The following is a 13,885-nucleotide window of genomic DNA, read 5'->3' as shown; positions in this document are numbered from 1 at the left end:
TTTATTTGTTACTATTCTTTTTCTCTTCTTTTTTATCGGTTAACTGATTTGATTGAACATTCTTTGGTATTTGAGTGATCTCCTCGCGTCGGTTCTTCAATTCAACTGCATCAGTTTTATAAAGATTCGTAGTAGAACTGTTTCGTTTTGAATAAAGGGAACTTGAGTTAGTTCCAAGTTGGCGGCGAAGCTTAACCATTTGTTCAAAATTAGTTAAATAATCAAATTCATTAGGAGCGGTTGGAATAAAGTCATGAGGAGTATAAAAGCGTAGTAAATTGTGATTGTTCAATAGATCAGAATATTTAAGGGACTGCCGAGCTTCAATTGATAATTTTTCGATTTCTCGTTTTTCTTCAGGAGTAAAATTGATAATTTGCTTTCCAGTTATACGATCATAGACTACTCCTTTAATACCTTTATTGCCAATAATGATGTAACGCTTGCTGACAATAGTTCCATTTCTAAAGACAATCCAATCCTTATATTGAGGAGAAAGAAGGTCACTACCAAATTGAATATAATTCTTATTAGAAATTCCTAGTAAGTGCATCAAAGTTGGTAAGACATCAATTTCACCAGCTACTTCAGAATTAATTCCACCCTTTAAATTAGCCGCATGAATCATAAAAGGAACCCGCTGCATTTGAACATTGTTATAGCTATTCCAAGTATCTGCGCTTTCACCAATTACAGGAGCTAAGGTTTCATTTTCAGAATTACTCAAACCATAATGATCTCCGTAAATTACTACCATTGTGTTTTTGTAGAGTCCGGATGCTTTGAGGTAATTGAAAAACTCATGAACGGCTTCATCAAGATAATGAGCAGTTTGGAAATAATTATTTATTGTCTCATCGCGAGTATTTGTAGTCTTGAATTTAGGGTCGAGATCTTCTTTATCCATTGAAAATGGAATGTGGTTAGTGACTGTAATGTATTTGGCATAAAATGGTTGCTGCATTTGCTCAAGATATTTAATACTTTCAGAAAATAGCAGCTTATCTTTTAAACCATAACCAATTTTGTCCTTTGAAGCATTACTGAAGTAATTTTGATCAAAGAAATAATTGTAGCCCATATTTTTGTAGACTTCATTTCTATTCCAAAAGGTTCCTACATTTCCGTGAAAAACAGCAGACGTATAGCCATCTTGGCGTAAAATTTGAGGAGCAGCTTGGAATGTATTTTCACTTCCTAAAGAAGTAAAAAGAGAACCATCAGAAATTCCATAAGTACTAGTTTCGAGCATGTTTTCAGCGTCACTAGTTCGACCTAAACCAACCTGATGATAAAAATTATTGAAGCTGATCGTATGTTGATTTCGATAAATTGAATTCAAAAATGGGGTAACTTCTTTACCATTTACCTTTAGATTAATCAAAAACTGTTGGAAACTTTCGAGGTGAATAATAATGACATTTTTACCTTTTTCTTTTCCAAAAGTAACTGAATTAGGTTTTGCATAATGCTTTTTAGTGTAGGTAAGAATTTTATTTAAATCAGAAGAATTGGCATTTTTTGTAACTTGCACTGTTTGAGCGTTTTTGATTCCATCGTAAACTGTATACGTATCCAGTCCCAAATATTTGACTACGTATGAGCGATCGAATGTATTCCGCAACAACCGAGGACGTGACGATTCAGCTAGAAACATGTTCAACCCTAATAAAAAAGCACCAAGAGAAGTGATGGCGAACGGTGTCGACATTCCATAAGACTTAGGATCAATTCGGATTTTTTTAGTCACCAGTAAAATAATGATGACAATTAAATCCAGCCAAATAAAAATATCGCTTGGATGAAGAAGTGCTACTGCACTTTTTCCTAAACCTGGAGCGACCTTAGTAGCATTGGTGATGGTTTTAACAGTGATAAAGTCAGAAAATTGACGATAATAAAGAACATTTGAAAACAGCAGAACTGTATTCAAAAAGTCCATAAAGAGCATCATGATGTAAGAAACAATTGGCTTTGGAAAGTAAAATCCAATACCAATTAATAAAATTGTTGTTCCTAATGGGCTCGTCCACATAATGATGTGTTGATAGGGGTCTGATAGACCTAAGTTGAAGTCACAATAGGCTACAAAAAGATATTTGATCCAAAATAGTAGAACCAGCAAAGTAAAGAAGCCAGTGCGTGTTTGAATGAAATTGAAGATAGTTTTCTTGTTCACAATAAGCGTACCTCTTTCTTAATGTCTTAATTCTAAAGGTTATCTGCGTTCAAGACAATCTTTTGTGAAGAGTTAGTTCTTTTTTCATAGTTAATTCTAAAAAAATGGTTATAATTTGTAGTGAATCTATTTGCGAGGGTTAATCATGAGATGATTTTTTTAGGACCGATTTATAATTTATTAGCAAGAATTTATGCAACTAGAATTAATCACTTTCCATTGATAAAGTTGTTTTTAATAGCGTTGGATAAAACATTCTTTTATTTTTTGATATTCGCAGTTTTACGTTTGATTTGGCTCTTATCAGTACGGCGTCGACGCTCAATCAAATCAGAAGCTTGTGTATGGGTATTGGCATTTTATGTGATTTTAGTATTAATGACAACTACTTTTAGAAATACTTACTTTCCATGGCAGTTAAGTTTCAATTTTCATCGACCGCTGAGCGATATCAATTTAGTTTTTATGAAAGAAACTTGGAAATTGCTCTATGCACAGAGCCGCGTAGATTTCATTTATAATTCCTTCGGCAATATTTTGTGTTTTGTACCGATTGGATTTTTGTTACCGATTGTTTTTTCAAAAAAGCAGACTTTTTTAAGAGTAACTTTGGCTGGAATGTGTTTTTCAATTTGTATTGAAATTTTACAATTTCTTTTAGCAACTGGTGTAAGTGATATTGATGATGTCTTCTTTAACACTTGCGGAACAATTTGTGGCTACTTACTGTATTTGATTTTTAAAAGAATGAAACAGAATTTTTAATAAAGATACTGGTATTAAGCGCTTAATATTGCTAAAATGGTCTTGTGAAATAAATAATTTTATCTAGTTAGGAAGCAGATTTATGAGTTTAATTAAATTTGATAGTAGTAAATTAGCACCATTCATTCATGAAAATGAATTGAGTGAAATGCAAGCTATGGTCAACGCTGCTAACACTGAACTCCGTGAAGGTACTGGTGCTGGTAGCGATTTCCGTGGATGGCTTAATTTGCCAGTAGATTACGACAAGGAAGAATTTGCTCGTATCAAGAAGGCTGCTAAGAAGATTCAAAGTGATTCAGATGTTTTAATTTGTATCGGTATTGGTGGTTCATACCTTGGCGCACAAGCTGCAATTGAGTTTTTGAATAGCAATTTCTACGGTAAGGAAGAAAGCGATATGCCAACAGTTGTCTTCTGTGGTAACTCACTTTCAGGTTCATACCTTTACGACCTTATCGAATGGTTAGGTGACAAGGACTTTAGTATTAACGTAATTTCTAAGTCAGGTACTACTACTGAACCATCAGTAGCATTCAGAATTTTCAAGGATAAGTTAATTAAGAAGTACGGTAAAGAAGAAGCTGCTAAGAGAATTTATGCAACTACTGACCGTCAAAAGGGTGCTTTGAAGACTGAAGCTGACGCAGAAGGTTACGAAGAATTTGTAGTTCCAGATGATGTTGGTGGTCGTTACAGTGTTCTTTCAGCTGTTGGTTTGCTTCCAATTGCTGCCTCAGGAGCAAACATTGATGAATTGATGAAGGGTGCTGCTGATGCTCGTGCAGATTACACTGAAACTGATTTGAGCAAGCCTTCTCCATACCAATACGCTGCAATCCGTAATATTCTTTACCGCAAGGGTTACACTACTGAAATCGTTGAAAACTACGAACCAAGCCTTAGAATGTTTGGTGAATGGTGCAAGCAATTGATGGGTGAATCTGAAGGTAAGGACCAAAAGGGTATTTACCCATCAAGTGCCAACTTTACTACTGACCTTCACTCACTTGGTCAATACATCCAAGAAGGTCTTCGTAACTTGTTCGAAACTGTTATCCGTGTTGAAAATCCACGCCACGATGTTAAGATTCCAGGCGATGACAAGAACTTGGATCAACTTAACTTCTTGGAAGGTAAGAGCTTAAACTACGTAAACGATCGTGCTTACGAAGGTGTTGTTTTGGCTCACACTGACGGTGGTGTTCCAGTTATGACTGTTAACATTCCAGATCAAACTGAACATACTTTGGGTTACCTTATTTACTTCTTCGAATTAGCTATTGCTATTTCAGGTTACTTGAACGGGATTAACCCATTCAACCAACCAGGTGTTGAAGCTTACAAGCGTAATATGTTTGGTCTTCTTAACAAGCCAGGTTATGAAAACTTACATGACGACTTAGCTAAGCGTCTTTAATCAAGTGTATACTCAGTATAATTTTTGATCATTATACGTCTAATATAGTTACTTAGTAACTAAAGAAAGGGTAGAAGCTATTTTGCTTCTGCCCTTTTTGTATGAGAGGAGATTTTTTGTGGAGAAAAGCCAAGAAACTAAAAATATGTTAGCTGTTTTAGCGACAGCTTTTATGTCCTTTGTAGGAATTTTGACAGAAACTAGTTTGAATGTCACTTTTCCAACAATGATGAAGCAATTTGGGGTCAGTTTAGATGTAGTCCAATGGACAACAACAGGCTATTTACTAATGATTGCAATAATTATGATTTGTTCATCGTATTTAAATGAGCGTTTTACTGCGCGAGAATTGTTCATTGTATCATGTTCTGGATTTATTATTGGGAGCTTGATAAGTGCAGTAGCACCAGATTTTCCTTTACTACTTTTAGGACGCCTCATTTCTGCTTTTGGTGCAGGTTTAAGTATACCCTTGATGTTTAATCTTATTGTAGAAATTATGCCCCGGCCCAAATGGGGCCTCTATATGGGAATTGCTGGGTTAGTGGTAGCCATGGCACCAACTTTAGGGCCAGCGTTTGGCGGAGCTGTTAATTATTATTTGAATTGGCGCTACATCTTTATAATAGTAATAATTTTTGCTGCAATTGTCTTTATAGCAGGAATTTTTGTCATTAAAAAATATCATGAAGTTAAGAAAAATAGTTTTGATTGGCTAGGATTTATTATTTTAGCATTGGCATTTATTACTTTAACTTTGGGTGTAAATCAAATAAGTCATGGATTTAAAAGTTGGGCTTTATGGGGATTGTTAATTTCCTCGTTCTTGTTGTTTTATATTTTTACGATGTGGTCAAAAAAATCTCAAAGAAAGTTACTTGATTTAGAGGTTTTTAAGCAACGAGCTTTTGTTTATGGTGCATTAGCATATTTTTTGCTTCAGTTTATTAATATCGGAACTAGTTTTGTTTTACCTAATTATGTTCAAATTGTTGGTCATCAATCGTCTTTAATCGGTGGATTAATTTTATTGCCAGGAAGTATCATTGCGGGACTGCTTAACCCATTATTTGGATCCATTTATGATCGGGTCGGGGCAAAAATTCCTTTATATTTAGGGGGGATTTTAATGACAATTAGTTGTTTATTGTTTGCGCTTTTCGGCTTAGATTTGACGATTATGATGCTGATTATCTTTTATGGGATTTTGATGTTAGGGCACCGGATGGCCTTTAGTAATACAATGGCTGAAGCTTTAAAGTTACAGAGTGGACATTTGAGAGCAGATGCGACCGCAGTTTGCCAAACAAGTCAGCAATTAGCTGGTTCGGTAGGAACAACGATCATGGCTTCAATTATGGCCATTTGGCAAAATAAGGGTGGTGCTTCCTACGCAATTTTAACGGCTCATGGAAGCCAGGCAGCATTTTACTTCACTTTTGCTTTAGGAATTATAATTTTATTTTGTTATTTCAAAATGTTTGATTTAGAAAAGGTTATAGTTCAATAAATCAAAAAAATATATTATACTAAACATGGATGTATGAAATAAGTGAGAAAAAAGACGACTGAACACCAGTCGTCTTTTTAAATTGCATTTTCCTTGAGGAAACTTTGGATAATTTTTTCGCGCATGGCTAAAAATACAAGATTGTGTCCTGAAGGGTGAACGCGGTTGGTTAGTAAGATGAGTCCCGATTGTTTGATTCTGTCTAAAATTATCAAAGTTCCAGTAAAACCAGTATGTAAAATGATGGGATAATTAGCTTTTGGATCAAAACGCAAATCCCATCCCCATGAACGAGCTTTAACGGAGTGAGGATTTTTATTGTCAAACAATTTGCCGACCAATTCTTGACTATAAGGAAGAATATTGCGATCGAGTCCTAAATATCCCTTACTAATTTTAATTAAGTCGGTCATATTTGAAAAAAGTCCAGCGGAGCCGCAGTCGGCGCCTAATTGTCGCGCTTTAGGATCATGGGGAGTGCCTTTAAGAAGCTTTCCCTCAACAATTGCGGTAGGGATGCAGTCTGTTTTATTAGGATGGAAAGTCGTATGTTTTAGCCCCATAGGTTTTAAAACTTCTTGAGTTGCTACTTCTTGAATGGGAGCGCCATATATTCTTTTTATTACTAATCCTAATAAGATAAAGTTAGTATCAGCATAGCGCATTTTTGTATTAAATTCATCAGTAACTGGCAGATGGATAATAGCTTTTAAAAGATCGTCATGATTTAATTCATCTCGATGAGGAATCCAGCCGCGAATCCCACTTGTGTGCGTCAATAAGTGAAAGAGCCGAACTCGAGAATCTTTAAATTCTGGAATAAATTCTTGTAAAGGCTCGTTAAAGCTAAGTTTACCTTGGTCATATAATTTTAAAAGTACATTTTCAGTTGCTAAAACTTTTGTTAAGCTTGCTAAATCATACTCGGCAAAAGGACTTAGCTGCGTTTTATTTGGATATAAACTTGCAAAACCGATTGTAGAAGTAAAAGCTTGATTTTTATTGATAAAAGCGTAATTTACGCCAGGTACTATCCGCTGAGATACCATAGATTCAATTAAATGCTGAGTTGTAGAATAGTCGATCATAAAAGTTGTATCTCCATTTCAATTAAAATATAAGTGGTTTTATTTAATGTTTTCTTGACAATGATATCACATTCCTTTATAATATCATTGTTGAATTTGCCCGTTGGTCAAATGGTTAAGACGCCACCCTCTCAAGGTGGAGTTACGAGTTCAATTCTCGTACGGGTGATTGACTGAGATATAGCCAAATTGGTAAGGCACAGGATTCTGGTTCCTGGATGTTTGGGTTCGAGCCCCAATATCTCAATTAACTCCTTTTAGTTATTATTAAACTATAAATTAAACAAAAAAGATGGCTTAACAGCCATCTTTTTTTGTTTTTACATACCAGCCTTGATAATTTTCTTTTCAGCCATTGTTTTACGCAAAGCAAGCATTGCAGTATAAGTTGATAAAATATAAACTTTCTTGGTTGGAAGCTTAGCGATTTCTTCAATTAAAGAATCATAATCTGGGCTAGTAAGCATGGTGCCTGGATCAAATCCGGAAATTTCAAGTCTAAAGCCCATATCATGCCAGCGTTCCCCACCAACTAAGATCTTTTTGATCTTGTCTTTGTTCAATCCTTCAAAGTCTGCGTCCCAAATCCAAGAAGTATCGATTCCATCAGCATGGTTAGCATTAAGTAAAGTAACTAAAGAATAGTTATCTTTTTCAGTATTTAACATATGTAAAACTTCATCAAGACCAACCGGATTTTTAACTAAGATTAAGTCGATATCTTTGTTCTTGTACTTAATTAATTCCTGACGTCCAAAAATACGCTTATTTTCTGCAAAACTTTCCGCAACTTCTTCTTCGCTCAACCCAAACTGACGAGCTACAGAATAAGCAGCTAAAGCATTGTAAATATTGTAAGTACCACCAATGCCGATTGAGTAATCTTTTTCACCCATCCGGAATTTCAAACTGTTAGGGGTTTGATCGATAATCTTGTTAACAGTATATGTTAATTCTGGACGGTGGTAGCCACAGTTAGGACAGAAAAAATCACCCAAGTTAGCATAAATGCGTTCATGGAAGTGTAAAATATGATCACACTTAGGACATAAAACACCATCTGTATTAACAGGTGCTTTAAAATCATTTTCTGGTTTATCATCAGGTAATTTGAAGCCATAGAAGACTTTTTTGTTTGGTAATTCAACTGATGAAAAAATACTTGCGTCCCCGTTTGCAATAATGGTTGCATCTGGTGCTAACTTAATTCCGTTAACGATCTTTTCATAGGTAGTATAAATTTCACCATAACGATCCATCTGATCACGAAAAATGTTAGTTAAAACGAAAGCACTTGGATGAAGAAGCTTAGTTACCATCTTAACATTGGCTTCATCAACTTCCAAAACGGCAATTTTACGCTTAACTTTTTTATTTTTATGGGCTAAGAAGGCAGTAACAATCCCTTGTTGCATGTTTGAACCTGACGGATTGGTTAAAATATCGCCGTACTTTTTCTTAAGTGCTTCAACAATTAAAGCAGTTGTCATCGTTTTCCCATTAGTACCTGTTACAATAATTGTTTCATAGCCTTTGGCTAAAGAATTAAGTACTTCTGGGTCAATTTTCATTGCCAGTTTGCCTGGAAAACTGGTTCCACCTTTTAAAACATTATGCAAGAACCAATATGAGCTTTTTCCAGCAACTTTTGCAACACCTGATTTTAAACTCATGTAAATCCCTCACTTTAAAACTAAACTTTACTATATCATAGAGAGGGGCCGAAAACGAGTTTTTTCGCCCTGTTTGACTACACAAAATTGATTTTTCCTCTATACTATATAGGCGGATAATTTTATAAAAGGGGAATAATGATGGCGCAACTGTTTTTTAGATATGGAGCAATGAGCAGCGGCAAAACGATTGAGATTTTAAAAGTTGCTCATAATTATGAAGCACAGGGTCGCAAGATTGCTTTAATGACCAGTGGTTTAGATACTAGAGATGGTGCAGGAACTGTTGCTTCTAGAATTGGGTTGCATCGAAAAGCAATTCCAGTTGATGATAAGATGAACTTGTTTGACTTAGTGCAAGCCAAAAGTACGAAGGATGAAGAAGCAGGTGATGGAAAAATTGCTTGTGTGTTAATTGATGAAGCTCAATTTTTAAAGAAACATCATGTCCTAGAATGCGCTAGAATTGTTGATGAGCTTAAAATTCCAGTAATGGCATTTGGACTTAAAAATGATTTTCAGAATCATCTTTTTGAAGGTAGCGAGAATTTATTGATCTATGCTGATAAAATAGAAGAGATGAAGACAATTTGTCATTATTGTGGCCATAAAGCTACCATGAATTTAAGAATTAATAATGGCAAGCCTGTGTATGAAGGTGAGCAAGTTCAAATTGGTGGCGATGAAAGTTATTATCCAGTTTGTCGCTTCCATTATTTTCACCCAGATACAATAAGATAATTTTTCAAAAGAGAGGATTTTTATATGGATAAAGTGATGGCACAACTTGAAGGCTTAGTTGCACACTATGAAGAACTTCAAGAAATGATGGCGGATCCTGAAGTCATCAATGATACAAAACGCTACATGGAAATTTCTAAGGAAGAAGCAGACCTTAGAGAAGTAGTTCAAAAATACAATAAGTATAAAGCTGATAAAAAAGAAATTGCTGACAACAAGGAAATCATTTCTAGTGAATCTGATAGTGATTTAGTAGAAATGGCCAAAGAAGAAAATTCTGATTTGGAAAAAGAAGTTGATGAACTTGAAGACCAAATCAAGATTTTGATGTTGCCAAAGGACCCTAATGACGATAAGGATATCATCATGGAAATTCGTGGAGCTGCTGGTGGTGATGAAGCTTCTTTATTTGCTGGTGATTTACTTAGAATGTATGAAAAATATGCTGAAAAAGAAGGCTGGAATGTTTCATTAATTGACTCAGAACCAACTGAGGTTGGCGGTTATAAACGAGTTGGTTTAATGATTACTGGAGATAAAGTTTATTCAAAACTTAAATACGAAAATGGTGCTCACCGTGTTCAACGTGTTCCAGTAACTGAATCACAGGGTAGAGTTCATACTTCAACGGCTACTGTTGCGGTTATGCCAGAATATGAACAAGTTGATATTGATATTGATCCCAAAGATATTCGTGTTGATGTTTACCGTTCAAGTGGTGCGGGTGGTCAGCACATTAACAAAACTTCTAGTGCGGTGCGTATGACTCACCTTCCAACTGGAATCGTTGTTGCTATGCAGGATCAAAGAAGTCAGCAACAAAACCGTGAAAAAGCTATGCAAATTTTAAAATCACGTGTTTATGATTATTACGAAAGCCAAAACCGTGATCAATATGATGCTCAAAGAAAAGATGCAGTGGGTACTGGGGATCGTTCAGAAAGAATTAGAACTTATAACTATCCTCAAAACCGAGTTACTGATCACCGCATTGGACTCACCATTAATAAATTGGACCGTGTAATGAATGGTGAACTTGATCAAATTATCGATGCACTTATTTTGTATAACCAAACTAAGCAATTAGAGGAGTTGGCTGATAATGCCTAAAACTTTAAAAGAAGTACGTACAAAAGCAGGCGAAGTGGCAGCAAATGCCCTTGCTGAAGATGTAGATTATGTTTTAGCAGAACGCTTAAATTTAACTCCCAGTGAATTTGAATTAAAACAAGACATGCTTTTAACTGATGAGCAAGTTAAGCAAATTCGAAAAGATGTTAAGAAATTAGCTAAAGGAATTTCTCCTCAGTACATTTTGGGCTATGCTTGGTTTTTAGGCTACAAGATTATGGTGGAGCGGGGAGTTTTAATTCCTCGATTTGAAACTGAAGAACTAGTGGAATGGGCTTTGGACAGTTTAAAAGATGGTGATACTGTACTTGATTTAGGAACTGGATCAGGCTGCATTACTGTGGCTTTAGGTAAAGAAGCTGAAAAGAAGGGGATCAAAGACCTTACTTTGTATGCTTCCGATATTACTGATAAAGCTTTAAGAATGAGCGAAGAAAACTTTTTGAATTATGATTTAGACGTGACTACTCGAAAAGCCAACGTCTTAATTGGTTTGGCAAAATTTGATAAAATTATTTCAAATCCACCTTATATCAAGGAGAATGAAAAGAAGGACATGGATCAAAATGTTCTTCAAAATGAGCCCAAAGAAGCTTTATTTGGTGGCAAAAATGGTATTGAATTTTATGAGAAATTCGCCAAACAAGTTCGTGACCATTTAAATAGTCATGGGGAATTTTTCTTAGAGTATGGCTTTAGTGAAAAAGAACAATTAGAAGATTTGTTTGCTAAAGAGCTTCCTGATTTTGATATTGAATTCAGAAATGATATGGCACAAAAGCCAAGAATGGTACATGGAAGGTGGCAAAAATAGTGGAAACGAAGATTTTTGCTAAAGATCAAATAGATGAGGCAGTTGCATTGTTAAGAGAAGGCGAATTGGTGGCTTTTCCAACCGAAACTGTTTATGGTTTAGGTGCAATTGCAACTAAAGAGGAATCAGTTAAAAATGTTTATAAGGCCAAAGGGCGTCCAAGTGATAATCCTTTAATTGTAACTGTTTCTGATGAAAAAATGGTTGAAAGATATGCAAAAAGTGTACCTGATCGTGCTAAAAAATTGATCAAACACTTTTGGCCTGGTCCTTTGACTATTTTGCTTTTTGTAAAAGAGGGTTCTTTACCAACCGCTGTGACCGGCGGATTAAAGACAGTTGCTTTTCGTTGTCCTGATGATAAATTAACTCATGATTTAATTGCTAAGCTTGGCTATCCAATTGTTGGGCCGTCGGCTAATACATCAACTAAGCCAAGTCCTACAACTGCTCAGCATGTTTATCATGATTTAAGGGGGAAAATCGCTGGAATTATTGATGGGGGAGAAACCCGTGTGGGCCTTGAGTCAACCATTGTTGATTTATCAGTTGAAACTCCTATTGTTTTGCGTCCTGGTGAAATTACTCCTGAAGAAATTAGCGAAGTTTTAGGTGAGGAAGTTCTTATTAACACTGGGAAAGTTTCTGATAAAGAAATTCCAAAAGCTCCAGGAATGAAATATCGTCATTATGCTCCAAGTGCTCCAGTAGTTGTAGTTGATGATGTAAATGATTTTGCCAAAATTGATTTTAACGATCACATTGGCGTAATGGCTTTAGAAGATGAACTGGACAAAATTGATTTGCCTAAGGCTAATAAATTTAATTTGGGTCGAAATTTAGTTGATGCAGATCATAATTTGTTTAGTGGTTTGCGCTATTTTGATGATAAAAAAGATATTACGCAAATCTACGTTCAAGGCTTCAATGAGGGTCAAGCAAGCTTGGCGTATATGAATAGATTAAATAAAGCTGCCGGTGGGCATCATTTTTAGTGAAAATTTAAAGCAAAGGGTTTAAACCCTTTGCTTTTTTGATAAAATAATGATGATGTTACTTTAGTTTTTTATAGGAGGCAATAAGCACTATGGGTAAGTTTGTAGTTTTGGATCACCCATTGATTCAACACAAATTGACAATCATTCGTCGTAAAGAAACTGGTTCTAACGAATTTCGTAGAATTGTCGGCGAAATTGGTGGTTTGATGACCTATGAAATCACCAGAGATTTACCACTTGAAGATGTCGAAATTGAGACACCAGTTGGTAAGACAGTTCAAAAGGAAATTGCTGGTAAAAAATTGACCATTGTGCCAATTTTACGTGCAGGTATGGGGATGCTTAATGGTGTTCTTGAAATGGTACCATCAGCAAAGATTGCGGTAATCGGTATGTATCGCGACGAAAAGACTTTGAAGCCACATGAATATTTCTTCAAGGCTCCAGAGGATATTGCAGAACGTGAATGTTTGATCGTTGATCCAATGCTTGCAACTGGTGGTTCAGCTAATGACGCTATTGCTGCATTGAAGAAGCGTGGAGTTAAGGATATTAAGTTAGCCGTTTTAGTAGCAGCTCCAGAAGGTATTAAAGCCGTTCAAGAAGCAAATCCTGATGTTGATATTTATGCAGCAGCAGAAGATGAAAAATTGCTTGATAACGGTTATATTTTTCCTGGTTTAGGGGATGCTGGAGATAGATTATTCGGTACTAAATAATCTTAATTCGTAAAAAAATAAAATTTAATGCGCTTACAATTTTCACAAAGTCATTTTTTGGTGTTAATATTGTAGACGTGTTCGAGTTTATTTCAACACGAGAAGGGAGGTCACGAAGTAATGGAGAAATCATGGGTTGTTCAATTCATGGGGTTGAACTTTGATATGGTAGGTATTATTGGTTCAACACTTATGGCATTGGCTGTTTTGTTCCTCTGTGTTTGGCTTTCCAAGAAAGTTGAAATGAAACCAAATAAACGACAGAATGTGATGGAGTATATGCTCGACTTCACTAATGGTATCGTTAAAGATAATGTGGAAGATGTCGATGCACAAAAACATCTATCGCTTTATGCTTTTGTTTTGTTTCTTTTCATTTGGTTCATGAACCAATTAGGTATGTTCTTGGAAGTTAAAGTCGATGATTGGATGGTTATCAAATCACCAACTGCTGACCCTGTGGCGACAATGTCGTTTGCAATGATGACCTTGCTTCTATCATTCACGTTCGGAGTGCAAAAATTTGGTGTAGGTGGCTATTTAAAGAATTATGCTGCTCCAGTTAGTTTTTTACTACCAATTAATATAATTGAGGAATTTACTAACTTTTTAACACTATCATTGCGTCTGTACGGTAATATTTATGCTGGTGAAGTTTTACTAACATTAATTGGTGATCGCTTGGCTACAAGTTTCGGTCTACCAACTATGGTTTTAGCAGCTCCATTGGCCATGATTTGGCAAGGTTTCTCTGTCTTCATTGGCTCTATCCAGGCATATGTATTTGTAACTCTATCAATGGTTTACATTGGTAAAAAAGTTACCAAAGAATAATTTTTTGGAGGTT

12 protein-coding genes and 2 tRNA genes are annotated in these 13,885 nt (G+C 35.6%); 11 read left to right on the top strand and 3 right to left on the bottom strand.

Annotated elements, in window-relative coordinates; translation table 11 throughout:
- Window position 1 precedes the first annotated feature (1 nt).
- Window positions 2–2,179, bottom strand: coding sequence for an LTA synthase family protein (locus tag KBW87_RS05180; protein WP_057810857.1), 2,178 nt, complete (start codon window positions 2,177–2,179; stop codon window positions 2–4).
- Window positions 2,180–2,329: 150 nt separating this feature from the next.
- Between KBW87_RS05180 and KBW87_RS05175 the strand changes: the two genes are divergently transcribed.
- From KBW87_RS05175 to KBW87_RS05165, 3 genes are all read left to right on the top strand, one after another.
- A complete protein-coding gene (locus KBW87_RS05175; RefSeq protein WP_057810859.1) occupies window positions 2,330–2,944 on the top strand; it encodes a VanZ family protein in 615 nt (204 codons plus the stop codon).
- A gap of 82 nt (window positions 2,945–3,026) precedes the next feature.
- The gene (locus KBW87_RS05170; RefSeq protein ID WP_004044852.1) at window positions 3,027–4,364 is read left to right on the top strand and encodes a glucose-6-phosphate isomerase; all 1,338 of its coding nucleotides are present in this window, start codon (window positions 3,027–3,029) and stop codon (window positions 4,362–4,364) included.
- A 145-nt stretch (window positions 4,365–4,509) separates the two neighbouring features.
- Entirely contained in the window at window positions 4,510–5,874 is a 1,365-nt protein-coding gene (locus KBW87_RS05165) for a DHA2 family efflux MFS transporter permease subunit (RefSeq protein ID WP_057810942.1), read from the top strand.
- Between the two features lie 77 nt (window positions 5,875–5,951).
- Here KBW87_RS05165 and KBW87_RS05160 read toward each other — a convergent pair whose 3' ends face one another.
- Window positions 5,952–6,962: a serine hydrolase domain-containing protein gene (locus KBW87_RS05160; RefSeq protein ID WP_057810861.1), complete on the bottom strand. Its 1,011-nt coding sequence runs from the start codon at window positions 6,960–6,962 to the stop codon at window positions 5,952–5,954.
- Between the two features lie 97 nt (window positions 6,963–7,059).
- Between KBW87_RS05160 and KBW87_RS05155 the strand changes: the two genes are divergently transcribed.
- A tRNA-Glu gene (locus KBW87_RS05155) sits at window positions 7,060–7,131 on the top strand.
- Window positions 7,132–7,136: 5 nt separating this feature from the next.
- Window positions 7,137–7,209 (top strand) — tRNA-Gln (locus KBW87_RS05150).
- A 73-nt stretch (window positions 7,210–7,282) separates the two neighbouring features.
- On the opposite strand, the gene KBW87_RS05145 is transcribed toward KBW87_RS05150, so the two are convergent.
- Window positions 7,283–8,635, bottom strand: a complete 1,353-nt coding sequence (locus tag KBW87_RS05145; RefSeq protein ID WP_057810863.1) for a Mur ligase family protein — start codon at window positions 8,633–8,635, stop codon at window positions 7,283–7,285.
- Between the two features lie 141 nt (window positions 8,636–8,776).
- On the opposite strand from KBW87_RS05145, the gene KBW87_RS05140 reads away from it, so the two are divergent.
- The 6 genes from KBW87_RS05140 to atpB all read left to right on the top strand — a co-directional run bounded on the left by KBW87_RS05140 (window position 8,777) and on the right by atpB (window position 13,872).
- Window positions 8,777–9,376: a thymidine kinase gene (locus KBW87_RS05140; protein ID WP_057810865.1), complete on the top strand. Its 600-nt coding sequence runs from the start codon at window positions 8,777–8,779 to the stop codon at window positions 9,374–9,376.
- 24 nt (window positions 9,377–9,400) lie between these two features.
- Complete coding sequence (gene prfA, locus KBW87_RS05135; protein WP_057810868.1) at window positions 9,401–10,486, top strand: peptide chain release factor 1; 1,086 nt, start codon at window positions 9,401–9,403, stop codon at window positions 10,484–10,486.
- Complete coding sequence (prmC, locus tag KBW87_RS05130) at window positions 10,479–11,321, top strand: peptide chain release factor N(5)-glutamine methyltransferase (protein ID WP_057810870.1); 843 nt, start codon at window positions 10,479–10,481, stop codon at window positions 11,319–11,321. The genes prfA and prmC overlap by 8 nt, the downstream gene beginning before the upstream one ends.
- Entirely contained in the window at window positions 11,321–12,316 is a 996-nt protein-coding gene (locus KBW87_RS05125; protein WP_057810871.1) for an L-threonylcarbamoyladenylate synthase, read from the top strand. The genes prmC and KBW87_RS05125 overlap by 1 nt, the downstream gene beginning before the upstream one ends.
- Window positions 12,317–12,408: 92 nt before the next feature.
- The gene (gene upp / locus KBW87_RS05120) at window positions 12,409–13,038 is read left to right on the top strand and encodes a uracil phosphoribosyltransferase (protein WP_004044831.1); all 630 of its coding nucleotides are present in this window, start codon (window positions 12,409–12,411) and stop codon (window positions 13,036–13,038) included.
- A 120-nt stretch (window positions 13,039–13,158) separates the two neighbouring features.
- The gene (atpB, locus tag KBW87_RS05115) at window positions 13,159–13,872 is read left to right on the top strand and encodes a F0F1 ATP synthase subunit A (RefSeq protein ID WP_057810873.1); all 714 of its coding nucleotides are present in this window, start codon (window positions 13,159–13,161) and stop codon (window positions 13,870–13,872) included.
- Window positions 13,873–13,885: the final 13 nt, after the last annotated feature.

This window comes from Lactobacillus intestinalis (assembly GCF_024397795.1).
Classification (GTDB): Bacteria; Bacillota; Bacilli; order Lactobacillales; family Lactobacillaceae; genus Lactobacillus; species Lactobacillus intestinalis.
Note: the sequence above shows the minus strand (reverse complement) of the source record. Positions and strands in the feature narration are given on the sequence as shown.

What these genes read in the sequence shown, in the direction of transcription:
- KBW87_RS05175 (WP_057810859.1), top strand. Translation starts at nt 2,330, where the DNA reads ATGATTTTTTTAGGACCGATTTATAATTTATTAGCAAGAATTTATGCA.
- KBW87_RS05170 (WP_004044852.1), top strand. Translation starts at nt 3,027, where the DNA reads ATGAGTTTAATTAAATTTGATAGTAGTAAATTAGCACCATTCATTCAT.
- KBW87_RS05165 (WP_057810942.1), top strand. Translation starts at nt 4,510, where the DNA reads ATGTTAGCTGTTTTAGCGACAGCTTTTATGTCCTTTGTAGGAATTTTG.
- KBW87_RS05160 (WP_057810861.1), bottom strand. Translation starts at nt 6,962, where the DNA reads ATGATCGACTATTCTACAACTCAGCATTTAATTGAATCTATGGTATCT.
- KBW87_RS05145 (WP_057810863.1), bottom strand. Translation starts at nt 8,635, where the DNA reads ATGAGTTTAAAATCAGGTGTTGCAAAAGTTGCTGGAAAAAGCTCATAT.
- KBW87_RS05140 (WP_057810865.1), top strand. Translation starts at nt 8,777, where the DNA reads ATGGCGCAACTGTTTTTTAGATATGGAGCAATGAGCAGCGGCAAAACG.
- prfA (WP_057810868.1), top strand. Translation starts at nt 9,401, where the DNA reads ATGGATAAAGTGATGGCACAACTTGAAGGCTTAGTTGCACACTATGAA.
- prmC (WP_057810870.1), top strand. Translation starts at nt 10,479, where the DNA reads ATGCCTAAAACTTTAAAAGAAGTACGTACAAAAGCAGGCGAAGTGGCA.
- upp (WP_004044831.1), top strand. Translation starts at nt 12,409, where the DNA reads ATGGGTAAGTTTGTAGTTTTGGATCACCCATTGATTCAACACAAATTG.
- atpB (WP_057810873.1), top strand. Translation starts at nt 13,159, where the DNA reads ATGGAGAAATCATGGGTTGTTCAATTCATGGGGTTGAACTTTGATATG.